This window comes from Gordonia hankookensis (assembly GCF_014673215.1).
Classification (GTDB): Bacteria; Actinomycetota; Actinomycetes; order Mycobacteriales; family Mycobacteriaceae; genus Gordonia; species Gordonia hankookensis.
The window spans coordinates 473202-496378 of record NZ_JACWMS010000001.1 but is presented as its reverse complement, the minus strand read 5'-3'; the positions used below and the strand labels follow the sequence as shown (position 1 = coordinate 496378).

26 protein-coding genes are annotated in these 23177 nt (G+C 67.6%); 18 read left to right on the top strand and 8 right to left on the bottom strand.

Features of this window, described 5'->3' with window-relative positions; all coding sequences use genetic code 11:
- Positions 1 to 222 precede the first annotated feature (222 nt).
- Positions 223 to 549: a ferredoxin gene (fdxA, locus tag IDF66_RS02315; protein ID WP_164308994.1), complete on the top strand. Its 327-nt coding sequence runs from the start codon at positions 223 to 225 to the stop codon at positions 547 to 549.
- Between the two features lie 9 nt (positions 550 to 558).
- Positions 559 to 1680, top strand: coding sequence for a succinyldiaminopimelate transaminase (dapC, locus tag IDF66_RS02310; protein WP_190265585.1), 1122 nt, complete (start codon positions 559 to 561; stop codon positions 1678 to 1680).
- A 34-nt stretch (positions 1681 to 1714) separates the two neighbouring features.
- On the opposite strand, the gene dapD is transcribed toward dapC, so the two are convergent.
- The gene (gene dapD, locus IDF66_RS02305) at positions 1715 to 2680 is read right to left on the bottom strand and encodes a 2,3,4,5-tetrahydropyridine-2,6-dicarboxylate N-succinyltransferase (RefSeq protein WP_164308996.1); all 966 of its coding nucleotides are present in this window, start codon (positions 2678 to 2680) and stop codon (positions 1715 to 1717) included.
- Between the two features lie 39 nt (positions 2681 to 2719).
- Here dapD and IDF66_RS02300 point away from each other — a divergent pair, with 39 nt between their 5' ends.
- Entirely contained in the window at positions 2720 to 3421 is a 702-nt protein-coding gene (locus tag IDF66_RS02300) for a helix-turn-helix transcriptional regulator (protein ID WP_317628552.1), read from the top strand.
- A 1-nt stretch (position 3422) separates the two neighbouring features.
- On the opposite strand, the gene IDF66_RS02295 is transcribed toward IDF66_RS02300, so the two are convergent.
- Together IDF66_RS02295 and IDF66_RS02290 are read right to left on the bottom strand one after the other, a co-directional pair.
- On the bottom strand, positions 3423 to 3830 hold the full coding sequence (locus IDF66_RS02295; protein ID WP_190265584.1) for a VOC family protein: 408 nt from the start codon (positions 3828 to 3830) through the stop codon (positions 3423 to 3425).
- Between the two features lie 115 nt (positions 3831 to 3945).
- Positions 3946 to 4233, bottom strand: a complete 288-nt coding sequence (locus tag IDF66_RS02290; protein WP_190265583.1) for a zinc-ribbon domain-containing protein — start codon at positions 4231 to 4233, stop codon at positions 3946 to 3948.
- A gap of 110 nt (positions 4234 to 4343) precedes the next feature.
- Between IDF66_RS02290 and IDF66_RS02285 the strand changes: the two genes are divergently transcribed.
- From IDF66_RS02285 to IDF66_RS02240, 10 genes are all read left to right on the top strand, one after another.
- On the top strand, positions 4344 to 4784 hold the full coding sequence (locus tag IDF66_RS02285) for a VOC family protein (protein ID WP_190265582.1): 441 nt from the start codon (positions 4344 to 4346) through the stop codon (positions 4782 to 4784).
- A 58-nt stretch (positions 4785 to 4842) separates the two neighbouring features.
- A complete protein-coding gene (gene dapE / locus IDF66_RS02280; protein ID WP_190265581.1) occupies positions 4843 to 5946 on the top strand; it encodes a succinyl-diaminopimelate desuccinylase in 1104 nt (367 codons plus the stop codon).
- 17 nt (positions 5947 to 5963) lie between these two features.
- Entirely contained in the window at positions 5964 to 6788 is an 825-nt protein-coding gene (locus IDF66_RS02275) for an LOG family protein (RefSeq protein WP_164309001.1), read from the top strand.
- Positions 6785 to 7321: an LOG family protein gene (locus IDF66_RS02270; RefSeq protein WP_164309002.1), complete on the top strand. Its 537-nt coding sequence runs from the start codon at positions 6785 to 6787 to the stop codon at positions 7319 to 7321. Before IDF66_RS02275 ends, IDF66_RS02270 begins: the two co-directional genes overlap by 4 nt.
- A gap of 84 nt (positions 7322 to 7405) precedes the next feature.
- Positions 7406 to 9184 (top strand): long-chain-acyl-CoA synthetase, encoded by a 1779-nt coding sequence (locus IDF66_RS02265; RefSeq protein WP_190265580.1) that lies wholly within the window; start codon positions 7406 to 7408, stop codon positions 9182 to 9184.
- Between the two features lie 238 nt (positions 9185 to 9422).
- Complete coding sequence (gene folP, locus IDF66_RS02260) at positions 9423 to 10286, top strand: dihydropteroate synthase (RefSeq protein ID WP_164309004.1); 864 nt, start codon at positions 9423 to 9425, stop codon at positions 10284 to 10286.
- A complete protein-coding gene (locus IDF66_RS02255; RefSeq protein ID WP_190265579.1) occupies positions 10283 to 11326 on the top strand; it encodes a glucosyl-3-phosphoglycerate synthase in 1044 nt (347 codons plus the stop codon). Before folP ends, IDF66_RS02255 begins: the two co-directional genes overlap by 4 nt.
- Positions 11327 to 11376: 50 nt before the next feature.
- Positions 11377 to 11724 carry a DivIVA domain-containing protein gene (locus IDF66_RS02250; protein WP_164309006.1) on the top strand — a complete coding sequence of 116 codons (348 nt, stop codon included), beginning with the start codon at positions 11377 to 11379 and terminating at the stop codon, positions 11722 to 11724.
- A gap of 135 nt (positions 11725 to 11859) precedes the next feature.
- Positions 11860 to 12027, top strand: coding sequence for a DUF3117 domain-containing protein (locus IDF66_RS02245; protein WP_004019232.1), 168 nt, complete (start codon positions 11860 to 11862; stop codon positions 12025 to 12027).
- A gap of 14 nt (positions 12028 to 12041) precedes the next feature.
- Positions 12042 to 12932 carry a putative RNA methyltransferase gene (locus tag IDF66_RS02240; RefSeq protein ID WP_190265578.1) on the top strand — a complete coding sequence of 297 codons (891 nt, stop codon included), beginning with the start codon at positions 12042 to 12044 and terminating at the stop codon, positions 12930 to 12932.
- A gap of 10 nt (positions 12933 to 12942) precedes the next feature.
- Here IDF66_RS02240 and glgA read toward each other — a convergent pair whose 3' ends face one another.
- Positions 12943 to 14109, bottom strand: a complete 1167-nt coding sequence (gene glgA, locus IDF66_RS02235; RefSeq protein ID WP_223309091.1) for a glycogen synthase — start codon at positions 14107 to 14109, stop codon at positions 12943 to 12945.
- A gap of 113 nt (positions 14110 to 14222) precedes the next feature.
- Between glgA and glgC the strand changes: the two genes are divergently transcribed.
- Positions 14223 to 15437, top strand: a complete 1215-nt coding sequence (gene glgC / locus IDF66_RS02230) for a glucose-1-phosphate adenylyltransferase (protein ID WP_164309008.1) — start codon at positions 14223 to 14225, stop codon at positions 15435 to 15437.
- Between the two features lie 58 nt (positions 15438 to 15495).
- Here the strand turns inward: glgC and IDF66_RS02225 are convergent, their stop codons facing one another.
- Genes IDF66_RS02225 through cofD form a run of 3 tightly spaced genes read right to left on the bottom strand, consistent with a single transcriptional unit; the run spans position 15496 to position 18505 of the window.
- Complete coding sequence (locus IDF66_RS02225; protein ID WP_190265577.1) at positions 15496 to 16074, bottom strand: NUDIX domain-containing protein; 579 nt, start codon at positions 16072 to 16074, stop codon at positions 15496 to 15498.
- Positions 16071 to 17429: a coenzyme F420-0:L-glutamate ligase gene (locus IDF66_RS02220; RefSeq protein WP_317628551.1), complete on the bottom strand. Its 1359-nt coding sequence runs from the start codon at positions 17427 to 17429 to the stop codon at positions 16071 to 16073. Before IDF66_RS02220 ends, IDF66_RS02225 begins: the two co-directional genes overlap by 4 nt.
- Positions 17426 to 18505 carry a 2-phospho-L-lactate transferase gene (gene cofD, locus IDF66_RS02215; protein WP_164309011.1) on the bottom strand — a complete coding sequence of 360 codons (1080 nt, stop codon included), beginning with the start codon at positions 18503 to 18505 and terminating at the stop codon, positions 17426 to 17428. Before cofD ends, IDF66_RS02220 begins: the two co-directional genes overlap by 4 nt.
- Positions 18506 to 19202: 697 nt before the next feature.
- Here cofD and IDF66_RS02210 point away from each other — a divergent pair.
- On the top strand, positions 19203 to 19460 hold the full coding sequence (locus IDF66_RS02210; RefSeq protein WP_223309227.1) for a WhiB family transcriptional regulator: 258 nt from the start codon (positions 19203 to 19205) through the stop codon (positions 19458 to 19460).
- A gap of 19 nt (positions 19461 to 19479) precedes the next feature.
- Here IDF66_RS02210 and IDF66_RS02205 read toward each other — a convergent pair whose 3' ends face one another.
- Complete coding sequence (locus IDF66_RS02205) at positions 19480 to 20085, bottom strand: metallopeptidase family protein (protein WP_190265575.1); 606 nt, start codon at positions 20083 to 20085, stop codon at positions 19480 to 19482.
- A gap of 109 nt (positions 20086 to 20194) precedes the next feature.
- Here IDF66_RS02205 and IDF66_RS02200 point away from each other — a divergent pair, with 109 nt between their 5' ends.
- The 3 genes from IDF66_RS02200 to manA all read left to right on the top strand — a co-directional run bounded on the left by IDF66_RS02200 (position 20195) and on the right by manA (position 23162).
- Positions 20195 to 20665: a DUF3499 domain-containing protein gene (locus IDF66_RS02200; protein ID WP_190265574.1), complete on the top strand. Its 471-nt coding sequence runs from the start codon at positions 20195 to 20197 to the stop codon at positions 20663 to 20665.
- A 105-nt stretch (positions 20666 to 20770) separates the two neighbouring features.
- A complete protein-coding gene (locus tag IDF66_RS02195; RefSeq protein WP_190265573.1) occupies positions 20771 to 21904 on the top strand; it encodes a hypothetical protein in 1134 nt (377 codons plus the stop codon).
- 4 nt (positions 21905 to 21908) lie between these two features.
- On the top strand, positions 21909 to 23162 hold the full coding sequence (gene manA, locus IDF66_RS02190; protein ID WP_190265572.1) for a mannose-6-phosphate isomerase, class I: 1254 nt from the start codon (positions 21909 to 21911) through the stop codon (positions 23160 to 23162).
- Positions 23163 to 23177 lie beyond the last annotated feature (15 nt).

The window sequence follows — 23177 nt, the reverse complement described above, 5'->3', positions numbered from 1 at the left end:
CCGGATGTGATCCCGGTTACTCCCAGGTCGTGAGCATGGGGCGGGTGTCGAGGGGCCGCGCCCGCGACGGATACGATTGACGGTGGACTCTCTTGCGACCGGCCCTCGACGGCCTGGCCAGGCGGTCCGCAATGCGGTGCGTCCAGCCCACGCGCCGTTCGACGATGACTCTGCCGCACGTGCGATCGTCGTCGACCCGAGTTTGCAGCGAAGGAGAGTGTGGTGACCTACATCATCGCGGAGCCTTGCGTGGATGTCCTGGACAGGGCCTGCGTCGAGGAATGCCCGGTGGACTGCATCTACGAGGGCGGTCGGATGCTCTACATCCAGCCCGACGAGTGCGTGGACTGTGGCGCCTGTGAGCCGGTGTGTCCGGTCGAGGCGATCTTCTACGAGGATGATGTGCCCGACGAGTGGGAGCCGTACGTGAGTGCGAATGCCGACTTCTTCGACGATCTCGGGTCGCCCGGCGGCGCGAGCAAGGTGGGCAAGACCGACCACGACGCTGCGTTCATCAAGGGTCTGCCCCCGATGAACGAAGAGGAATGACCTGACGCGGTGACTACGTCCGGATTCACGACACGACGACGCGTCAGCGGTCTCCTGCCCGACTTCCCCTGGGACACCATCGGTGATGCCCGGGCGCGTGCTGCCGGACATCCCGACGGCATCGTCGACCTGTCGGTCGGCACGCCGGTCGATCCCGTCGATCCGGTCATCCGCTCGGCGCTGGCGGCGGCGTCCGAGTTCCCCGGCTACCCGACGACCGTGGGCATCACCGAACTGCGCGAGGCGGCGGTGTCCGCGATGGCCCGCCGCTACGGGGTGGCCGGCCTCGACGAATCCGGTGTCCTACCGGTCATCGGGACCAAGGAAGCGATCGCCGGGATCGTCTCGACCCTCGGCATCGGCGCAGGCGACGTGGTCGTGATCCCGGAAGTCGCTTATCCCACATACGAAGTCGGGGCCATCCTGGCGGGGGCGACACCGGTGCGTGCGGACTCGACCGTCCAATTGGGGCCGACGTCGCCCGCGCTCGTCTTCCTCAACTCGCCGTCGAACCCGACCGGCAAGGTGCTCGGGGTCGAGCATCTGCGGAAGATGATCGGCTGGGCACGCGAGCGCGGTGCGATCGTGGTGTCGGACGAGTGTTATCTCGGGCTCGCATGGGAGTCGGAGGCGTACTCGATTCTCGATCCGCGGGTCAGCGACGGTGACCACACAGGCCTGATCGCCGTGCACTCACTGTCGAAGGTGTCGAATCTCGCGTCCTACCGGGCCGGATTCCTCGCAGGGGATCGCGCTCTGATCGCCGAGCTGCTCGCGGTCCGCAAACATGCCGGGCTGATCGTGCCGTTCCCGATCCAGGGTGCGATGGTCGCGGCCCTCGACGACGACACTCATGTGCAGGCGCAGCGGGAGCGCTACCGGTCGCGCCGGGAACAGCTCGTTGCCGCGGTGCAGGCCGCGGGCTTCCGGATCGACCATTCCGAGGCGGGGCTCTACCTGTGGGCGACCCGCGACGAGGACAGCAGGGTCACCTTGGACTGGCTCGCCGATCGGGGCATCCTGGTGGCGCCCGGCGACTTCTACGGTCCGGCCGGAAACCGGCACGTCCGGATGGCACTGACCGCGTCCGACGAACGCATCGCCGCGGTTGCCGCACGTCTGACGGCCTGACCCGACGAGCGGTCGGATCAGGCCGTGCCGAACGTCAGTTCTTGTGCAGGGCCTCGTTGAGGGCGATTCCGTCGCCCTTCCACGGCACCACCTCGACCGCGCCGGTGAGGCTGTTGCGGCGGAACAGGAGATTCGACTGCCCGGCGAGTTCGCGTGCCTTGACCGATGAACCGTCCGGTCCGGTGACCTTTGTTCCGGCAGTGACGTAGAGACCGGCCTCGACGACGCAGTCGTCGCCGAGTGGGATGCCGCAACCGGAGTTCGCACCGAGTAGGCACCGTTTGCCGAGCGCGATGATCTCCTTGCCGCCACCGGACAGAGTGCCCATGGTGGACGCGCCGCCGCCGATGTCGGAGCCGTCGCCGACGACCACGCCTGCCGAGATCCGGCCTTCGACCATCGAGGAGCCGAGCGTACCGGCGTTGTAGTTCACGAAACCCTCGTGCATCACGGTGGTGCCGGGCGCGAGGTGGGCACCCAGGCGGACCCGATCTGCGTCACCGATGCGCACGCCGCCGGGCAGCACGTAGTCGACCATCCGCGGGAACTTGTCGACGCTGTAGACGGTGACGTGGCCGCGCGAGCGCAGGCGAGAGCGCGTCGACTCGAAACCTTCGATGGGGCAGGGCCCGAAATTGGTCCACACGACGTTGCTCAAGAGACCGAAGATGCCCTCGAGGTTCGTGCCGTGCGGCGTCACCAGCCGGTGGGAGAGCAGATGTAGCCGCAGGTACACGTCATACGCGTCGACCGGTGCCGACGAGAGGTCGGTGATCGAGGTGCGCACGGCGACGGTCTTGACGCCACGGGAGTTGTCGGTGCCGACCAGATCGCGAAGCGCGGAGGGGACGTCGTCGCCGTCGAGGACGACGGTGTCCGACGTCGCCGGGCTGTCGAGTTCCGGTTCGGGGAACCACACGTCGAGGACCACTCCCGGGTCAGCGGATCCGCCGTTGGTCACGGTGGCAATGCCGGTTGCGTAAGCGCCATTCGTCGTCACGGGACGACAGCCTACCGGGATGGGGGAATACTCGGATTCGTGACCGCCTCGATGACCGCAGGCAGGCGGGCGGGTCCGCTCGCCGGGACGGTGTGGCGTGCGCAGCACCCGGCCGGGGAGTCGACGATCCTGCCAGACGGCTGCATGGACCTCATCTGGACCGGACGGCGGGTGCTGGTGGCCGGACCGGACACCGGTCCGTACCGCCACCGCGCGCACAGTGCGGAATCGATGGTGGGTCTGCGCCTGCCACCGGGTGTGGCGCCCGGCGTGCTGGGCCATCCGGCCGAGCGACTCCGTGACCGACGCGTCGACCTCGCCGACCTCTGGTCGGAGACCGAGGCCGACCGCTGGTGTACGCGACTGTCCGAGGCCGACGATCCCGCGGCGGTGCTCGACGACATCGCGCGCACCAGGACCTGGGATCCCCCGGCCTGGCTCGCACCGGCCGCCGCCGATCTCGCCGCAGGCGTCCGGGTCGGTGAGTGCGCGGAACGATTCGGGATGACCGTCCGTACGTTTCATCGGCACTCGTCGAGGTTCTACGGATACGGGCCGAAGACGTTGCAGCGCATCCTCCGGATGCGTGCCGCTCTCGGCGACCTGGCCGACGGCCGGGATCTGACGGCGTCGGCGTACGGGCACGGGTACGCCGACGAGTCGCACATGCATCGGGAGTTCGTCGAACTGACCGGACAGGGCCCGTCGGCGTTTCTGCGCGCCTCCGGCGTGCGTGCGTGACTCAGGCCAGCGGGCAATAGAAATCGACGGGGTTGCCGTCGGGATCGAGTACCACCGCGTACCGCTGACCCCAGAACGCGTCGAACGGCTCACGCTGAGACACGTGGCCTGCCTCGATGAGGCGCGCGTACTGGGAGTCGACCTGATCGGGTGACGCGCACTCGAAGGCGAGCGCCATCCGGTGGCCTCCGGAGGGCTCACTCCACTGCGGGGTGAAGGATTCGACCACCTCACGGGTGTCGAACAGGATGCGAACGCTGCCGGCCGTTGCCTCGGCATGCGGCTCCTGCTCGGCGCCTGCGGCGATGTCCAGGCCGCAGAGCCGGTAGAAGGCGAGCGCGGCGGACATGTCTGCGGTCACGATCGACAGGGCGTTCAATGTCGGAGGTGCTGGCTTGTCGGAGGTCATGTCGCCGACGGTACTGCGCCCACAGCGTCCGGTCTTGAACGTTTCGGACAGCTCGGCGGTGACTTTGCGGTCAGTGTCTGTGCGTTCGGTGTCGTTCCGCTCGATGTCTTTCCGATCAGTGCTGCGTCTGCGCAGACGGCACGGGACCGGCCATCTGCGGCTGTGCGTGGGCGTCGGCGACGAAGCGGTCTGCGTTCTCCCGGGATACCCCGCAGGCGTTGCCGCAGTATGCGCAGTGGATGGAGTAGGCGCCGTGGCCCATCGGGAAGATCGGCAGGAAGAACAGGGTGAACCATGTCCTGGTGCGGAACAGGCGTTGCGCGGCATGTGCTCGACAGAACGCACAGTGGAAATACAGGACCGCCAGCAGTGCCGAGGTCTGTCGTCCGCCGAAGATGATCATGGGTGTCCTTCCCTGGGGAACGGAACGAGAATAGGTCGCGGAGTCGGAGCCGACGGTGTCGAGCGGACGTTTGTCATTCGGGCGGACGATGCGGGGATCGACCGCGATCGATGGGTTCGGCCGATGCACCGGTCGCCGCCCGGCGAGCGGGTAGGTTCAGCTCACGCACACCTGACGACGACTCCGATGTGGAGGACCCGATGATCCGCGGTATGCACGCTCTGTTCTACTCGACCGAAGAACAGGCACTTCGTGACTTCATCAAGGACAAATTGCAGTTGCCGTCCACCGATACCGGTGGCGGCTGGCTCATCTTCGATGCCCCGGAGGCGGACCTGGGAGTACACCCGACCGACGGCACGAGCCCGCCGTCGGGGACTGCGGACATCTCGTTCTACTGCGACCGGATCGAGGAGACGGTCGCAGAACTGAGGAGCCGCGGCGTCGAGTTCACCCAGGAGGTCGAGGATCACGGCTACGGACTCGTGACGTATTTCGCGGTTCCGGGCGGGTTCACCGTCCAGTTGTACGAGCCCCGCTACCAGAAATGACCGCGCCGGCGGTCCCGCGAGCGTCGGCGGCGGCGTGGCCACGCGTTACGGTGAACCGGTGACCACGCCCGACCTCGACCTGCATGCCGATCCCGTCGACCTCGCCGCCGCCCTCGTCGACATCGAGAGCGAATCCCGCAACGAGACGGTCGTGGCCGACGCCGTCGAATCTGCCCTCCGCGCCCAGACAAGCGGTTTCGAGATCATCCGGCACGGCAATCGAGTCCTGGCGCGTACCGATCGAGGACTGCCGAGTCGCGTGATCCTCGCCGGTCACCTCGACACGGTGCCGGTGGCGGGCAATCTCCCACACCGTCGCACCGACGACGAGACCGAGGGTGACGTGCTGCACGGATGCGGCACGGTCGACATGAAATCCGGCGACGCGGTCTTCCTGCATCTCGCGGCGACGATGACCGCGCCTGCACACGACCTCACCCTGATCTTCTACGACTGCGAGGAGATCGCGGCGAAGTACAACGGGCTCGGTGTGATCGAGCGCGAATTGCCCGAATGGCTTCGCGGTGATGTCGCGATCCTCGGCGAGCCGACCGCCGGACTGATCGAGGCGGGCTGCCAGGGCACCATGCGGGCGCGGTTCTCGGCGCGCGGTGTGCGCGCGCATTCGGCCCGATCGTGGATGGGCGACAACGCGATTCACAAACTCGGCGGAGTGCTCACCACCCTGGCGGCCTACCGCCCGAGAACCGTCGACATCGATGGCTGTGAGTATCGGGAGGGCTTGTCCGCCGTCGGGATCGGCGGCGGCGTCGCAGGCAATGTCGTGCCGGACGACGCGTACGTCGACGTCAACTTCCGTTTCGCACCCGACCGCAGTGCCGAGCAGGCCACCGAGCATGTGCGGCAGGTGTTCGCGGCCGAACTCACCGACGGCGAACTGGGTTTCGAGGTCACGGACTCGGCGGCCGGGGCGTTGCCCGGGCTGTCGAATCCCGCGGCCGCAGCGTTGGTTGCGGCTGCCGACGGCAGGTTCCGGGCAAAGTACGGGTGGACCGATGTCTCCCGGTTCTCGGCGCTCGGCGTGCCCGCGGTGAATCTCGGGCCCGGCGACCCGAATCTGGCTCATCGGGTCGACGAACGGGTGCCGGTGGGTCAGATCGGTCAGGTCGCCGATCTCCTGCGTGCGTTCCTGTCCGGGTAGCCATTAGCGTGATGACCATGTCATCCGCTGATCCCTCCGACGAACCGGGCCGTCCCCGGTCCGGCGACGCGCCGTCCCCCGGCGATCTCGAGACCTGCTATGTCGGACCGGTGCGTGTCCGGCGTGAACAGGGCGAACCGAGCAAGACCACCGACCGCCGGCTCCTGGAATGGGTCGATCCGCGTGATGCGGATCTGCGCGCCGAGCGGACCATGCGGGATTCGTGGCGGGTGCTGCGCATCCAGTCGGAGTTCGTCGCGGGTTTCGATGCGTTGAGTGAGGTCGCCGAGGCGGTCACCGTGTTCGGGTCCGCGCGCCTGGTCCCCGGCTCCGACGACTTCGATCTCGCCGTGCGGCTCGGCCGGGCGCTGGGGGAGGCCGGGTATGCGGTGATCACCGGCGGCGGCCCGGGCGCGATGGAGGCCGCCAACCGGGGAGCCTGGGACGCCGGGGCCCAATCGATCGGTCTCAACATCGAATTGCCGTTCGAGCAACACCTCAACGAGTGGGTCGACGTCGGTATGAACTTCCGCTACTTCTTCGTGCGCAAGACGATGTTCGTGAAATACGCGCAGGCCTTCGTCTGTCTGCCGGGCGGATTCGGCACCCTCGACGAGCTCTTCGAGGCCCTGACGCTCGTGCAGACGAAGAAGGTCGTCCGATTCCCGATCGTGCTGATCGGCCGTGATCACTGGTCCGGCCTCGTGGGCTGGATGCGTGAGGTGCTGTTGACCAAGGGGATGATCTCGCCCGACGATCTCGACCTGCTGCATCTCGTCGACGAGCCCTCCGAGGCGGTCGACATCATCGGGGCGGCTGCGGCCGGACGTGGTGGTCGATGAGCGCGATCTGCGTCTACTGCGCATCGGGTCCGGTCGAGCAGCGTTTCCTCGATCTCGCGGCCGATCTCGGCGCCGCGCTGGCCACCGCGGGTCACACGGTGGTGTCCGGCGGCGGCAACATCTCCATGATGGGCGCGCTCGCCGAGTCGGCGAGAGCGGCGGGTGGGACCACCGTCGGGATCATCCCGCGCGCGCTGATGGAACGTGAGGTCGCCGATCTCGGCGCCGATGAACTCGTGGTCACCGAGACGATGCGCGAGCGAAAGCGCCTGATGGACGATCGCGCGGACGGCTTCATCACCCTCCCGGGCGGCATCGGCACCCTCGAGGAGTTGTTCGAGACGTGGACTGCCGGGTATCTCGGCATGCACGACAAGCCGGTGGTGCTCCTCGACCCGTTCGAGTTCTATGCACCGCTGCTCGGGTGGTTGAGCGACCTTCGCGGGCAGGGATTCGTCTCCCGGAACGCCCTCGACCGGCTACTCGTCGCCGAATCGGTGCCGATGGCCATCCGGTTTGCTACTGCTCGGTAAGGTAGGCGAGATGTTCGACAACGATCGTTGTCGAACCCGGCCCGGCTGACGCCCAAGCGCACGAGGAAGCGGAGTACACAACTGATGTCGAGCAGTGATACGCACACCGCAGTCGGTTTCACCGATCTGATCCGCGGCGTCGTGAAAATGGCACCGCAGGCCCCCGGCATGCTCAAACACGTGCCGGGGCTCATCCGTCGGCCGCCGGAGGCCAAGCGCACCATCGGCTCGATATTCCAGAATCACGCGCACACCCACCCGGATCGTCCCTTCATCCGCTTCCAGGGTCGGTCGATGACCTACGGCGAGGTGAACCGGCGGGTCAACCGGTACGCGGGGGTGCTCGCCGAGAGTGGGGTTGGCTGCGGTGACGTCGTGGCCATCCTCGCCAAGAACTCACCGACCGACCTGATGGTCATGCTCGCGACGGTGAAACTCGGCGCGGTCGCGGGGATGCTGAACTACAACCAGCGCGGAAAGGTCATGGCGCACAGCGTCGCCCTGCTCGATGCGAAGGTGCTGGTGCATGACCCCGACTGTGCCGAGGCGTTCGAGTCGATCCCGGCCGAGGGGCGACCGCCGCGTGTCTTCGATTTCGCTGCTTTCGAGGCGGCGGCAGAGGGCCGGTCGGAGAACAATCCGTCGGTGACCGCGACCCTGCCCGCGTCGACCAAGGCGTTCTACATCTTCACCTCGGGCACCACCGGGATGCCCAAGGCCAGCGTGATGAGCCACAACAGATGGCTGGCGAACCTGTCCGGCATCGGCGGTCTCGCGGTTCGGCTGAAGCACAGCGACACCATGTACGTGCCGTTGCCGCTCTACCACAACAACGCCCTGTCGGTATCCCTCGGATCGGTGCTGGCCTCGGGTGCGTGCATCGCGATCGGGAAGTCGTTCTCGGCATCCAAGTTCTGGGATGACGTGATCCTCAACCGGGCCACGGCCTTCTGCTACATCGGCGAGCTGTGCCGCTACCTCCTGGCCCAGCCCGAGAAGCCCACCGACCGCAAGCACGCGGTCAGGGTGATCATCGGCAACGGGATGCGGCCCGAGATCTGGGACGAGTTCGCCGAGCGATTCGGGATCGATCGGATCGTCGAGTTCTATGGCGCCAGCGAGCTCAATCTCGCCTTCGTGAACGCCTTCAGCGTCAAGCGCACCGCAGGTTTCTGCCCGCTGCCGTACAAGATCGTCGAGTACGACGACCACGGCGAACCCAAGCGCGACGCGCAGGGTCACCTCAGCGAGGTCGGCAAAGGGGGCACCGGTCTGCTGGTTGCCGAGATCAGCGAACGCGTGCCCCTCGACGGATACACCGACCCCGAGGCCACCGAGAAGAAGGTGATCCGCGACGCGTTCAAGAAGGGCGACTCGTACTTCAACTCGGGCGATCTCGTGCGCGATCAGGGCTTCGCCCACATCGCGTTCGTCGACCGTCTCGGTGACACGTTCCGATGGAAGGGCGAGAACGTCGCGACCACCGAGGTCGAGGCGGCGCTCGACTCCTTCCCGTCGATCGCCCAGTCGGTGGTGTACGGCGTCGAGATCGAGAAGACCGACGGTCGTGCCGGTATGGGTGCGATCAAGGTCCGCGACGGCTCCGACCTCGACCCCGGCAAACTGGCCGCCCACCTCTACGATCATCTGCCCGCATACGCGGTGCCGCTCTTCATCCGGGTCGTCGACGACTTCGAGCAGACCTCCACTTTCAAGAATCGCAAGGTGGAACTGCGCGAAGAGGGCTTCACCAAGGTCGGCGACGACGGCCTCTACGTGCTCGCCGGCCGGGACAAGGGATACGTCGACTTCTACGACGACTACCCGTCGGATGTCGCAGCGGCGAAGGTGCCCAAGGGCTGAGCACCGACTCTCTCGTGGCATCACCCTGGTCGAGTGGGCTGTGCTGGTCGAGTAGGTGACGAGCGTAGCGAGGAGCTGTGGGTTGTGCTGGTCGAGTAGGTGACGAGCGTAGCGAGGAGCCGGGGTTTGCGCTGGTCGAGTAGGTGACGAGCGTAGCGAGGAGCCGGGGTTTGCGCTGGTCGAGTAGGTGACGAGCGTAGCGAGGAGCCGTATCGAGACCACTCGTTACGCTGGTGCCATGCTCCCGACGTTGTGCGGAAAACCCGTCGCGACCGACCGCGCGCTCGTGATGGCCATCGTCAACCGGACGCCGGACTCCTTCTACGACAAGGGTGCGAGTTTCGCGGACTCCGCCGCTCAGGCCCGCATCGATCAGGTGGTGGCCGAAGGTGCGGACATCGTCGACATCGGCGGGGTGAAGGCCGGACCGGGCGTCGAGGTGGACGCGGCCACCGAGACCGATCGCGTGGTCCCGATGATCGCGTGGGTCCGTGATCGCCACCCCGATGTCCTCATCAGCGTCGACACCTGGCGCAGTGAGGTCGCCGAGCGTGCATGTGCGGCAGGCGCCGATCTGATCAACGACACCTGGGCCGGAGCCGACCCGGATCTGGTCAAGGTCGCCGCCGCATGCGGCGCCGGGATCGTCTGCTCGCACACCGGCGGGGCGACGGTTCGGACCCGTCCGCACCGGGTCGCCTATGCGGATGTGGTCGCCGATGTGGTCGCCGACGTCACGGCGGGGGCGCAACGGGCTGTCGATGCGGGGGTTGCCCGTGACTCGATCGTGATCGACCCGACACATGATTTTGGCAAGAACACCCACCACGGGCTTGCCTTGTTACGCCAGGTAAACGATCTTGTTAATACCGGCTGGCCAGTGCTTATGGCACTGAGCAACAAGGATTTCGTGGGGGAGACTCTGGGTGTGGATCTCGACGAACGGTTGGAGGGAACTCTGGCCGCGACAGCCCTGAGTGCCGCCGCAGGCGCTCGGATCTTTCGTGTGCATGAGGTCGCCGCCACTCGTCGCGTGGTCGACATGGTCGCTGCCATCGCGGGGTCACGACCGCCCGCCCGAACAGTCAGGGGACTCGCATGACCGAACAGGGACGACGTGCCCAGACGCGTCGCAAGGCGACCGTCACCAACAGCCGCAACAAGACCAACATCTGGCCGACACCTGCAGACACCCTCGGCACCAAGCAGCGGTGGGCGGCGACCAACACGTGGGAACGGCCGGAATGGACGCTCGACGAACTCGTCGCGGCCAAGGACGGTCGCACCGTCTCGGTCGTGCTGCCTGCGCTCAACGAGGAGGAGACGGTCGCCGATGTGATCGCCTCGATCCGGCCGCTGTGCGGGACGCTGGTCGACGAGCTGATCGTGCTCGACTCGGGGTCGACCGACGCCACCGAGGAGCGGGCGCGGGCCGCCGGTGCCACCGTGATCGGACGTGAACAGGCCGTGCCGGAACTCGAACCGGTGAAGGGCAAGGGAGAGGTGCTCTGGCGGTCGATTGCGGTCGCCACGGGCGACATCATCGCATTCGTCGACTCCGACCTGATCGATCCGGATCCGATGTTCGTACCCAAGATGCTCGGGCCGCTCCTGATCGATCCCCGCATCCAACTCGTGAAGGGCTACTACCGGCGTCCGCTGCGCACCGGTGGCCAGCACGATGCCAACGGCGGTGGGCGCGTCACCGAGCTCGTCGCACGTCCCCTGCTGGCTTCGCAGCGACCGGATCTGACCGGCATCCTGCAGCCCCTGGGCGGCGAGTACGCCGGAACGCGCGAACTGCTCTCGTCGGTACCGTTCGCGCCGGGCTACGGCGTCGAGATCGGTCTGCTGATCGACACCTTCGACCGGTACGGCCTCGAGGGCATCGGGCAGGTCAATCTCGGGGTTCGGACGCACCGGAACCGGCCGCTGATCGAACTGGGCGTGATGAGCAGGCAGATCGTCGGCACCCTGATGCGACGGTGTGGCATCGAGGACTCCGAGATCGGGCTCACGCAGTTCACCGCCGAGCCGGACGGGTCGTTCACCCCGCACACCACCGAGGTCTACCTGGCGGATCGGCCGCCGATGAACACCATCCGGCCGGTCGAGACCGACACCGCGGAGATGGCCTCCTGACGGGTCACTCCTGAGGGTGATCACCACGACCGTCTGACAGTATTGGTGGTATGCAGACGATCCTGCTGTACCTGCTGATCATGGCCGTCGTGGTGGCCGCGGTCTTCGCCGTGGTGTGGTTCGTCTTCGGTCGCGGCGAGGACCTACCGCCGCTCGACCGGGGTACCACGCTGACCAGGCTCCCGCGTGCCGGCATCACCGGCGCCAATGTCCGTGCGCTCACGTTCTCGCAGAAGTTCCGTGGCTATTCGGCGGCCGAAGTCGACTGGGCCATGGAGAAACTCGCGCGTGAACTCGATGAATTGCGTGGCGTGGTCCTCGACCTCCAAGGCCGCGAGGCGGCCGACCTCTCGGCGACCGATGGCGACCGACGGGACGGGCCATCGGCCGAGCGCTGACACCGACCGGCCACGTGCGCAGCAGTGACGCCCGGTCGTACACGTATCATTGTCCTGGCACCTGCAGCATTTCCGACCGATGTTGAGGGTGTCCGTTCCACACCGTGTGGCGAATGCTCTGAAGGGAGTTCGAGAATGGCGGCAATGAAGCCACGTACTGGGGACGGCCCCCTCGAAGCGGCCAAGGAAGGACGTGGAATCGTTGTCCGGATTCCGATCGAAGGCGGCGGACGACTCGTGGTCGAACTGACCGCGGACGAGGCGGCGGCGTTGGGCGAGGAATTGCGCGGGGTCACCGGCTGAGCCGAGAAGGCGTGATGGCGGGGCCGCTGCGTGACGTCGTGTACGCGCTGCGGTGCCCGGTATGTGCCGCCGACCTGGCGGTCGCCGCCGACCACCGGTCGCTGCACTGCGACGCAAACCATCGTTTCGACATCGCCCGACAGGGATATGTCTCGCTGATCGACGGACGGTCGACGAATCACTTGTCCGACACCGCGCAGATGGTCGCTGCGCGTCGGCGCGTCCACGAGTCCGGTTTCTTCGGTGCGGTGTCCGAGGCCGTTGCCGATGTCGTCGAGCGAGCCGTCGCCGAGAGTTCGGTGGACACCGATCGGCCCGGCCTCGTGCTCGACGCGGGTGCCGGGACCGGGCATTACCTCGCGGCCGGACTGGATCGCGTGCCAGGGCTGTACGGAATCGGTCTCGATCTGTCGAAGTACTGTGCGCGGTCGGTCGCCCGATCGCACCCACGCGCGGCGTCGGTGGTCGCCGACGTCTGGCGGCCCCTGCCCATCCGGTCGTCGTCGATCGGCGTGGTCCTCTCCATCTTCTCGCCGCGCAACGTCGATGAGTTCGTCCGCGTGCTGCACCCACGCGGGGTCCTCGTGGTGGTGACGCCCAATGCCGATCATCTCGGCGAGATCATCGCTCCGATGGGGATGCTCGCGGTCGGTGCGGACAAGGACGACCGTCTCCGCAGCGCGCTCGGCGGAGAGTTCGAGGTCGACGCGGAATCCGTCGTCGGCGACCGGCGGGCGCTCGACGCCGACGCCATCGTGGACGTCGTCGCCATGGGCCCGACTGCCTTTCATCGTTCGCCGGAGCAGATCCGGTCCGATGCCGACATGGTGATCGCCGAAGGGGGCGGCCCGCTCGACGTCTCGGTGTCCGTCACGGTCACGACCTGCCGCCCTCGGCGGCGGTGAGGGCTCCCTCTCACCGCAGGAGGGAGCGGTACACCTCGAGCGTCTGTTCGGCGATCGCATCCCAGGAGAACTCGGCCTCGGCCCGTTCTCGTCCGGCCGAGCCCATCGCCGATGCTTCGGTGGGGTCGCCGACGACGGCGTTGACGGCTTCGGCGAGCCCGGCCTCGAAGGCCCGGGGTTCGACCGGATCGTAATGGACCAACCGACCGGTGACGTTGTCGCGGACGACCTCCGGAATGCCGCCGACGGCGGAGGCCACCACCGCGGTGCCACAAGCCATTGCCTCGAGATTCACGATCCCGAGCGGCTCGTAGACCGACGGGCACAGAAAAACTGTTGCTGCGGTGAGTATTTCGCGAATTCGGGGTTGGGGGAGCATCTCCCGGACCCAGTACACCCCATCGCGCGACGCGGACAGCTCGGACACCGCGGCCTCGATCTCGGCGCCGATCTCCGGGGTGTCGGGGGCGCCGGCACACAGCACCAGCTGGATGTCGGGGGCGAAGCGGTGCGCCGCGGCGACCAGGTGGGCGACGCCCTTCTGGCGGGTGATGCGCCCGACGAACGCGACGATCGGGCGGTCGGGATCCACACCGAGGCCGACCAGGGTCGATTCGGGCCCGAACGCATCGTCCACGGGAAACCACGAGGTCGTGTCGATACCGTTGCGCACCACGTGAACCCGCTCGGGATCGAGGCGTGGGTAGGTGTCGCAGACGTCGGTGCGCATACCGGAACTCACCGCGATGACGGCGTCGGCGTACTCGACTGCGTTGCGCTCCACCCAGCTCGACACCCGGTACCCGCCGCCCAGTTGTTCGGCTTTCCACGGCCGCATCGGTTCCAGCGAGTGCGCCGTCAACACGTGGGGCACCCCGTAGAGTTGCGCGGCGAGATGGCCGGCCAGGCCCGTGTACCACGTATGCGAGTGGACCAGATCGGCGCCCTGCGCGCCGACGACCATCCGCAGATCGGTCGACAGCGTGGTGACGGCGGCATTGGCGCCGGCGATCCCCGGATCCGGCTGATAGACATGGGCGGTGTCGCGTTCGGCGCCCATGCAGTGCACGTCCACGGTGGCGAGGCTGCGAAGGTGCCGCACCAGTTCCGTGACGTGTACGCCGGCGCCGCCGTACACCTCGGGTGGATACTCCCGGGTCATCATCGCCACCCTCATGCGGTTGACGCTAACGCCAACGTCGGCGGTTCGCCAACGGTGCTGCGAAACACGCGGCCGCGGGCGGGGCATTCGTCTGGCCCGAGCCGTGGATGCCGGTTAAGTTGGGGAGTGTGAGAACACAGCCGCACGTGCTCGGAATGGTCCTCGCAGGCGGCGAGGGGAAGCGCCTCTACCCCCTGACGATGGATCGTGCGAAACCTGCGGTTCCGTTCGGCGGTTCCTACCGCCTCATCGACTTCGTGCTGTCCAATCTGGTGAATGCGGGTTACGAACGCATCTGCGTGCTCACGCAATACAAGTCGCATTCGCTCGATCGGCACATCTCGCAGACGTGGTTCTCGGCCGGCTTCCACGGTGAGTACATCACCCCTGTTCCGGCGCAGCAGCGCCTCGGGCCCCGTTGGTACACCGGCAGTGCGGACGCGATCTTCCAGTCGATGAACCTGATCACCGACGAGGAACCGGAGTACATCGTCGTGTTCGGAGCCGACAACGTGTACCGCATGGACCCCTCTCAGATGGTCGAGGCGCACATCGACGCCGGCGCCGACGTGACCGTTGCCGGTATCCGGGTGCCGCGCGCCGAGGCGACGGCCTTCGGCTGCATCGACTCGGACGCGTCCGGCCGGATCACCCGATTCCTCGAGAAGCCGACCGATCCGCCTGGCACGCCGGATGATCCCGACGCCACGTTTGCGTCCATGGGCAACTACGTGTTCACCACGAAGGCGCTCGTCGACGCCATTCGCTCCGATGCCGCCGACCCGGATTCCGATCACGACATGGGTGGCGACATCATCCCCGGGTTCGTTCGCCGCAACACGGCGTTCGTCTACGACTTCAAGGACAACGAGGTGCCGGGCGCCACCGAGCGCGACAAGGGTTACTGGCGCGACGTCGGGACACTCGATGCGTTCTATGACGCCCACATGGACCTGGTGTCGGTGCACCCGGTCTTCAACCTGTACAACCGGCGCTGGCCGATCCGCGGCGAGACGGTCAACCTGCCGCCCGCCAAGTTCGTGCAGGGCGGCACCGCACAGGACTCCGTCGTCGGTGCAGGCAGCATCATCTCGGCCGGCACGGTGAGCGACTCGGTGCTGTCGGCGAACGTCGTCATCGAGGACGGGGCAATCGTCGAGGGCAGCGTCCTGATGCCCGGCGTCCGGGTGGGCAAGGGTGCCGTGGTGCGTCACGCGATCCTCGACAAGAACGTGCACGTCGGCGAAGGCATGCAGCTCGGCGTCGATGCCGCCGCGGATCGTGAACGCTTCTCCATCAGTGGCGGTGGCGTGGTGACCGTCGGCAAGGGCATCCGGATCTGAGACGCCTCCGGGCGAAACGAGAATCTGTACACGATCGACCGAACCGACCGGTCGTGGCTCAGGTGGCTCGCCGCCAGGCCGCGAGTCCGCGGTCGATGAGAATCGGGACGTCGACGGTGTCCGTGTCCGGTGGTAGCTCGTCGATCGGCCACCAGGCGAGATCGACCGACTCATCGCTGCGCACGATCGCCGGCGGCAGGCCGTCGTCGGTCGGCTGCGCGACGGCGGCATAACGCACGTCGAGGTGGCGGGTCGGGATGCCGAGAGAACAGGTGATCGGATGGGTGTGCAGGTGGACGGGTGCGGCCGTCAGTCGCAGGTCCGGCACACCCGATTCCTCACGTGCCTCGCGCGCAGCCGCCCCCGCCAGCGTCTCGTCGGACTCCTCGCAGTGGCCGCCGAGCTGAATCCACTTGCCCACCCGCGGATGCAATGTCAGCAGGACGTGGGTGAGCGTCGCGTCGAAGACGATCGCCGATCCGGTCAGGTGGCCCGGCGCGCTACGGCGTAGGCACGCTTCGGGCACCGCGTCGAGAAACGCGAGATACGTGTGGCGCAATGCGTCCTGATCGGCATCCGGTGCCGTCCACGAGCGCAGGGACGCCACGGCCGATTCGTGTAGTGACGCCGTGGTCACCGCTCGATCACCAAACCGTCAGTCGCCGCAGGCGGCCGCAGCCCGGCGCCCTCCTCGGGTCGTCCGATGGCGATCGCGCCCAGTGGTTCCCAGTTCTCGTCGAGGTCGAGGACGTCGCGGACGATGTCCGGGGCAAAGATGGTCGACCCGATCCAGCAACTCCCGATCCCGCGCACCGACAGCGACACCAGCAACGACGACACCGCGCCGCCCGCCGCAACCGTGAACATCGTGTGTTCGGCGGCCGCTCGCCGGGCGTCCGGGTAGTCGTGAGCGCCATCGGGGACGAGGAACGGGATCACCAACTCGGGTGCGTCGTACAGGATCTGGCCGCGACGCACGCGTTTGCGGATCGACTCCGCCGACTTCTCGTCGCCCTCGAGGTCGCGCCGCCAGGCGGCGGCCATCGCGTCGAGCAGCCGGGTACGGCGTTCGTCGGAGCGGACCCAGACGAATCGCACCGGATGAGTGTGATGGGGCGCCGGTGCGGTGAGTGCCTCGGCGAAGGCCGCGGACATGACCTCGGGGTCGACGGCCCCGGGCGTGAACGTGCGCACCGACCGCCGGGTCAGCACCGCCTCGCGACGGCCCTGCTCGATCGCCTCCTCGGTGCCGAGCCGAAAGAGGTCTTCCGACGCCGGTCTGATGAGATCGGCGGCCCCGGAACCGTCATCGACCGGCGCGAGCCCGCGCACCACGGCGATGGGTACGCCGCCGAGTTTGCCCTTCACCAGATCGGCTGCCGCGGCGATCTCGTCGGCGACGGCGATGTCGGTGACGATCAGGGGATTCCCGTAAGCGTCGACCGAGCCCTCGTAGGGATGGGAGACCCGGATGCCCGCCGCGCCGATGGCGACGTCGGTCTGCCCGTTACGCCAGGCGCGGCCCATCGTATCGGTGATGATCACCGCGACGTCGATGCCGGCGGCCTCACGTATCCGCGCCCGGAGCCCCGCCGCGCTCGCGTCGGGGTCCACCGGCAGCAGGGCGAGCTGATCGGTGGCGATGTTCGATCCGTCCACCCCGGCCGCCGCCTGCACGATCCCGATTCGGTTCTCGGTGATCAGCGTCCGGTTCTTGCGTGCCAGTATCCGCACCGACTCGTCATCGACGAGCTTGCGGCGCAGCGCATCGCGTTCGTCCGGATCGGTCGGCGCGGTCACCATGCGGTTCTCCACCTTGGAGAAGATCTTGCTGGTCACCACCACGATGTCGTCGTCGGCCAGCCAGGGTGCCGCGGCGAGGAGTTCCGTGGCGATGTCGCTATGCGGCCCGAACTCGCCGAGACCGGTGACCGCGCGGATCTCCAGGCCTCCGACGGACCCGTGGTCGCCGGCCGCCCGGGCGCCGGTCACGAGGTACTCCGTTCCGCTGCACCGACATTGCGATCGGGGGTGGCCACTCCGACCAGCGCACATGCATCGCGGACCATTTGTGCGGTGGTGGCCGGATCGCTCATCAGCAGCGGTGCGGAACCGATCGCGACGCCATCGACGGCGGCCCGGTCGCCGTCGGCGACCAACCATCCGTCGAGGATCCCGTTGCCGCTGCGCGCGCCGTAATGTGCCGCGATGGCCTCGGCGGAGGTCTCCACACCGATCACCGAGAGGCATTCGTCTGCCATCCCGCGCAGCGGCCGGTTGTCGATCACGGGGGAGATGCCGACGACGGGTGCCGAGGTGGTGCGCAGCGCGCTGCGCACTCCGGGGACACTGACGATCGCGCCGATGCTGACCACCGGATTGCTGGGAGCCAGCAGCACGATGTCGGCGGCGGCGATCGCCTCGGTGACCCCCGGCGCGGTGCGGGTGTCGTCGGAACCGACCTGGGCGAAACCGAAGGTCGGGATCTGTGCACGGTGTCTGACCCACCACTCCTGGAAGTGGATCGCGACCCGCTCACCGTCGTCGCCGTCGGGCTTGGCCACCACCACGTGGGTCTCGTGGCGATCATCTGTCGCGGGTATGAGCCGGACACCGGGCTGCCACCGTCGGCACAGCGCGGCCGTCACGTCGGACAGGCGGTAACCGGCGTCGAGCATCTGGGTTCGGATGAGGTGTGTGGCGAGATCGCGATCGCCGAGGCCGAACCAGTCGGGGTCGGCGCCATAGGCGGCGAGCTCCTCCTTGGCGTGCCACGTCTCGTCGACACGTCCCCATCCGCGCTCACGGTCGATGCCGCCGCCGAGGGTGTACATGCAGGTGTCGAGGTCGGGGCAGATCCGGACGCCGTGCATCCACGCATCGTCGCCGACGTTGACGATCGCGGTGATCTCGTGCTCCCCGCCGTCGACCTCGGCGTCGGGTGCCGTCGCCGTACCGCCCTGGTCCGGGTCGCCCGGCCCGGGAAACGGCGTGGGGCCGAGCAATTCGCGGACGCCGGAGAGGAATCGGGCGCCACCGACGCCACCCACGAGAACCGTCACTTTCACCTCGTTCACTCTAGTGATCGAGGCGCGGGTGGTGTCGACCGGCGGTGGGCGGCGACGTTCCGCGTGGTCACTGGGCCGTCATCTGCAGGATGACGCTCAGCGGCGGTGGGTTCGCTACCATGGGTCTCGATTCCGGGGGAGGGGATCGACCGTCTGTGAGATTGCTGATGTCTGCGCCCGACCCCCGTGTCGAGACCGAGGGTTTCCGACAACTGATGGTATTAAGGAATCTTTTCGGTTTAACTTGACCGCAGCGGCCCATGCCGTGTGTAATCACATCAGTGTCATTATGAGTTTGAGATCGAGAATTGATGGAGCGCAAGGTTTTCGATCATTTGTTCGAATGACTCATTGGGTGCCATACCCGGACACACGGTGATGATCGATGGTGTGGGCAGATGTGGTGGGGCGGCAGGGTTGCCGCGGACACCGACGACTGGAACTGACAGACTTCTCGAGCTAGGAGGCGCCGACGATGGCTTTTGAGAACCCGATCGGCAATCCACTTGAACCACGCGACTATTCCGATCCCCGCAAACCCGTTGAGCCGGTACATAGTTCGGAGGAACTCGCCGGCGTCGACGTTGCAGCCAATCGTCTTGGGCTGGTGGGTGATTCAATGACGGCGCCTGGTGTCGGCGGCGTCACGGCAACGCCGAGCGACAACTCTCCTTGGTCACAGCGGCGCCATCTTTCGTTGGTGGCCAACGACTTCGACGACCTGTTCGAGGCAGTCGAGGAGCAGTGGCAGGAGCGGGCGTTGTGCGCCCAGACCGACCCCGAGGCGTTCTTCCCGGAGAAGGGTGGATCGACTCGCGAGGCCAAGCGCATCTGCCAGGGGTGCGAGGTGAAGCCGGAATGCCTGGAATACGCCCTGCACAACGACGAACGCTTCGGGATCTGGGGCGGGCTGTCCGAGCGCGAGCGTCGGCGTCTCAAGCGCGGCATCATCTGACGGCACTGCGACCGGAGAACTAGTCGGGCCCACGATCGATGGTGTCTTCGTCGACGCCGAGGTGGGTGGCGACCTGCTGGACCAACACCTCGTGCGCCAACTCCAGCAGATCGGCGCCACGCCTGGCGCGGATCTCGAGTGGCCGGCGGAACAAGATGATCTGCGCGCGAGTGGGTTGACCGCGTACGTCGAGCCCGGCCGGGATGAGCCGGGCCAGCGGCACCGCGCCGTCGGCGGTGACCTCGTCCGGCCACTGGATCGAGTCGGGGTCGTGCGGCAACATGCGCGGGATGTCATCCACGGCGATGTCCAGGCCTGCGAGCTGGTCGTGCCAGTTCGCATCGATCTCCGCGAACGCTTCCAGGGCGATCACGTCGAAGGCGTCGGCCCGGCTGGCGAACGCAGGCACCGACTGCGGAAGCAACGGTGATCTGAGTCCCCGACCGCGCCGATCGCGCAGTCGCACTGTCCGGGTCGGGCTCCGAAGCACACCCCGGCGGAACTCGGCACCCCGACCGCGTGCATCCTGCGCCCGCGGATCGGCACCCCGACCGCGCGGATCCTGGGCGCGACCACGAGGTTCGTCGGCGCGGCCCCGCGAGGGGCGAGGTGGATCGAAGCGCATGACGAGAGTGTAAGGATTTGTGACGTGTCTGTCGCGTGTGAGGTGCGTTTCGCGCGAGCTAGCGTGTCGCCGCCGGTGTGGACACGCCGCCGGGGATAACCTCGTCAGCGTGAAGCTTCCCCGACAGTGCTGCAGGCCCGGCTGCGCCCGTTCCGCGGTGGCTACCCTGACGTTCGTCTACTCCGAGTCGACGGCGGTCATCGGTCCACTGGCCAGCTCGGCCGAGCCGCACTCGTGGGATCTCTGTGACGATCATGCTCGCCGGATCACCGTGCCGCGTGGCTGGGAGATGCTCCGGAGCGAACGCGGCTTCTCGGCCCCTGTCGCCGAGGACTACGAGCTGACCGCTCTGGCAGAGGCGGTGCGCGAGGTCGGCGGTGCTGGACGGGTCGATCCGTCGCGATGGCCAGACCTCTTCGACGGATCGGACGACGTCGCGCCAGGCCGTCGTGGCTCCCAGGGCCGCCACCCGGACGCGTCGTCACCGGGTGAGGACACTGCCAGTCGACCGCCGCAATCGGCGCGACCACGGCCGGGCCGTCGGGGTCATCTCCGGGTGCTGCCCGACCCGACCGACTGACCGGCGTTCGACGCATGTCGTCGGGGAACCGTGGTCCGCTGTCGGATGCCGTCGTCGGTGCAGGCACATGCGCGCCCGACGGTGTGCGTGACTAGGCTGGACGGCATGCGTACCGGTGCCCCCGATCTCGATGATGTCGAGGAACTGATCGCGGCCGACATGGACGGTCTTCTGCCTTCCGTTGCGCTCGCCGGTGCTCAGGTGCGATCGGTCGCGGAGGCGCAGCGGGAGGGTGTGCTCGAGCCCCTGGCACAGTTGCGCCCACGCAGCGTCGTGATCGTCTGCGGTACCACCGGGGCGGCATCCCCGGCGACACAGCTGGTGATCGCCGCGATCAGCTCGCGTATCGACGTCCCGATCGTCGCCGCCCCCGCCCTGCCGGGATGGATAGGTCCGCTCGACGTGGTGGTGGTGGCGGGCGACGATGCCGGCGACATGGTCCTCGCGGACGCGGCCGCGCGGTCGGTGCGGCGCCGCGCCGAGGTGGTGGTGGCGGCCCCGATCGAGGGACCCTTGCGAGATGCGCTGGGCGGCAACGGTATCGACCTCTCGCCGCGCGTGCCGGTGGATCCCCGGTTCCGGTTTCCGGGATTCGTTGCGGCTCTTCTCGCGGTGTTCGTCTCGTTGACCCAGGTCCGGTTCACCGGACAGGTTCCCCAGGTCGGCGATCTCGCCGACGCGCTCGACGGCGAGGCGGTCGCCAACCATCCGGGCAACGAGAGCTTCCACAACCGGGCCAAGCTGCTCGCGGCCAGGCTCGACGCCCGCTCGTCGGTCTGGGTGGGTGACACGGTCGGGACCGCGGTGGTGGCCGGTCAGGCGGCCCGCTCGCTGCTCGCCCTCGCGGGCGTCATCAGTGCGGTGGCCGAGGTCGGTGACGTCGCGCGGCTGGTGCGGGAGTGGTCGGAACGGACTGGTTCGACCCCGTCCGAATCGATCTTCTACGACCCGGAGATCGACGGCCCGGCCCCGCCGAGCCCGCCGCGGGTGTTCGTGGCCACCACTCCGTCGCGGGACTGGTATGTGCGCAGGCGTCTCGACGGGCTCGGCGATCTCGACGTGCTCACCGGCGACGGTGGTTCCGACGCCGACTCCGGCACGAGTGGACGTGGCGGCCCGCCCGCCATGCCCACCATGGACGATCTCGCGGCCGATTCGCCGGGCGACCTCGTGTCGCTGATGGTGCTGATCCTGCGCATCGAGATGGCTGCCGTGTATCTCCGGCTGATCGGGAACTGAGGCGATGAGAACTCTCGAGGGGGTGGTGCGTCCCTATGCGTGGGGTTCGCGCACCGCCATTGCTTCACTGCGTGGACGGCCGGTGCCGTCGCCGCATCCGGAGGCCGAGTTGTGGTTCGGCGCTCATCCGGCCGGCCCTGCGGTCTGTCTGCGGCCGGACGGTGAGCACGACACGGACCTGCTCAGTGCCATCGACGCAGCCCCGGTGGACATGCTCGGGCGGCGCACCATCGAGACGTTCGACGGCAGGCTCCCGTTCCTGATGAAGGTGCTGGCCGCCGACGAACCGCTGTCGTTGCAGGCGCATCCGAGCCTGGCGCAGGCCCGCGAGGGATTCGACCGCGAGAACGCCGCCGGAGTGCCCATCGACGCCCCGGACCGCAACTACCGGGACCCGTGGCACAAACCCGAACTGATCGTTGCGACCACCGAATTCGATGCGCTGGCGGGATTCCGGAATCCCGCAATCACCGTCGAGTTGCTCCGTGAACTCCAGGTGAGCGAGCTCGACCCCTATCTCGGAATGCTTGCCGGACAACCCGATTCGGAGGGGCTACGTGCTCTCTTCACCACCTGGCTGACCTTGCCGGACGCATCGATCGCCACATTGATCCCGGCGGTGCTCGCCGGGGCCGTGTCGCGGTTGGGATCGGGCAACAGCAGCCGGTTCGGGGCAGAACTGCGAACCGTGCTGGAACTCGGAGAGGTCTATCCGCGCGATCCCGGTGTGCTGGCGTCGTTGTTGCTCAACCGGATTCGCCTCGAACCGGGTGAGGGGCTGTACCTGCCGGCAGGCAACCTGCACGCCTACCTGCGCGGGATCGGTATCGAGATCATGGCGAACTCCGACAATGTGCTGCGCGGGGGACTCACACCGAAGCACATCGATGTGCCCGAGTTGCTCCGTGTCCTCGACTTCACCCCGGCCGACGTCGCCGAGATCACCGCACCGATCCGCACCGTGGGCGCCGAGCGGGTCTACCTGACGCCCGCGCCGGAGTTCCGGCTGTCCCGTGTCGAGCTCGACGGAACCGGCCTGCGGTACGCGTCGTCGGTGTGCTTCGACATGCCGGGTCCGCAGATTCTCGCCGTGCTGCACGGCTCGATCGACGTCCGGCCGATGGGCGGGGAGGCCACCACGATCCCTGCGGGTCGGGCGATCTGGATCGGCGATGCCGAACCGGATGTGGTGGTCCACGCCGGCTCGTCTCGGGCAGTGTTCTTCCGCGCGCTGGTGCCGGCCGGACCGCGGGGCTGACAGCGCCCGCCGGGA

What these genes read in the sequence shown, in the direction of transcription:
- IDF66_RS02295 (WP_190265584.1), bottom strand. Translation starts at nt 3,830, where the DNA reads ATGACCTCCGACAAGCCAGCACCTCCGACATTGAACGCCCTGTCGATC.
- IDF66_RS02290 (WP_190265583.1), bottom strand. Translation starts at nt 4,233, where the DNA reads ATGATCATCTTCGGCGGACGACAGACCTCGGCACTGCTGGCGGTCCTG.
- IDF66_RS02285 (WP_190265582.1), top strand. Translation starts at nt 4,344, where the DNA reads ATGGGTTCGGCCGATGCACCGGTCGCCGCCCGGCGAGCGGGTAGGTTC.
- IDF66_RS02275 (WP_164309001.1), top strand. Translation starts at nt 5,964, where the DNA reads ATGTCATCCGCTGATCCCTCCGACGAACCGGGCCGTCCCCGGTCCGGC.
- IDF66_RS02270 (WP_164309002.1), top strand. Translation starts at nt 6,785, where the DNA reads ATGAGCGCGATCTGCGTCTACTGCGCATCGGGTCCGGTCGAGCAGCGT.
- IDF66_RS02265 (WP_190265580.1), top strand. Translation starts at nt 7,406, where the DNA reads ATGTCGAGCAGTGATACGCACACCGCAGTCGGTTTCACCGATCTGATC.
- folP (WP_164309004.1), top strand. Translation starts at nt 9,423, where the DNA reads ATGCTCCCGACGTTGTGCGGAAAACCCGTCGCGACCGACCGCGCGCTC.
- IDF66_RS02255 (WP_190265579.1), top strand. Translation starts at nt 10,283, where the DNA reads ATGACCGAACAGGGACGACGTGCCCAGACGCGTCGCAAGGCGACCGTC.
- IDF66_RS02250 (WP_164309006.1), top strand. Translation starts at nt 11,377, where the DNA reads ATGCAGACGATCCTGCTGTACCTGCTGATCATGGCCGTCGTGGTGGCC.
- IDF66_RS02245 (WP_004019232.1), top strand. Translation starts at nt 11,860, where the DNA reads ATGGCGGCAATGAAGCCACGTACTGGGGACGGCCCCCTCGAAGCGGCC.
- IDF66_RS02240 (WP_190265578.1), top strand. Translation starts at nt 12,042, where the DNA reads ATGGCGGGGCCGCTGCGTGACGTCGTGTACGCGCTGCGGTGCCCGGTA.
- glgA (WP_223309091.1), bottom strand. Translation starts at nt 14,109, where the DNA reads ATGAGGGTGGCGATGATGACCCGGGAGTATCCACCCGAGGTGTACGGC.
- IDF66_RS02205 (WP_190265575.1), bottom strand. Translation starts at nt 20,085, where the DNA reads ATGCGCTTCGATCCACCTCGCCCCTCGCGGGGCCGCGCCGACGAACCT.
- IDF66_RS02195 (WP_190265573.1), top strand. Translation starts at nt 20,771, where the DNA reads ATGCGTACCGGTGCCCCCGATCTCGATGATGTCGAGGAACTGATCGCG.
- manA (WP_190265572.1), top strand. Translation starts at nt 21,909, where the DNA reads ATGAGAACTCTCGAGGGGGTGGTGCGTCCCTATGCGTGGGGTTCGCGC.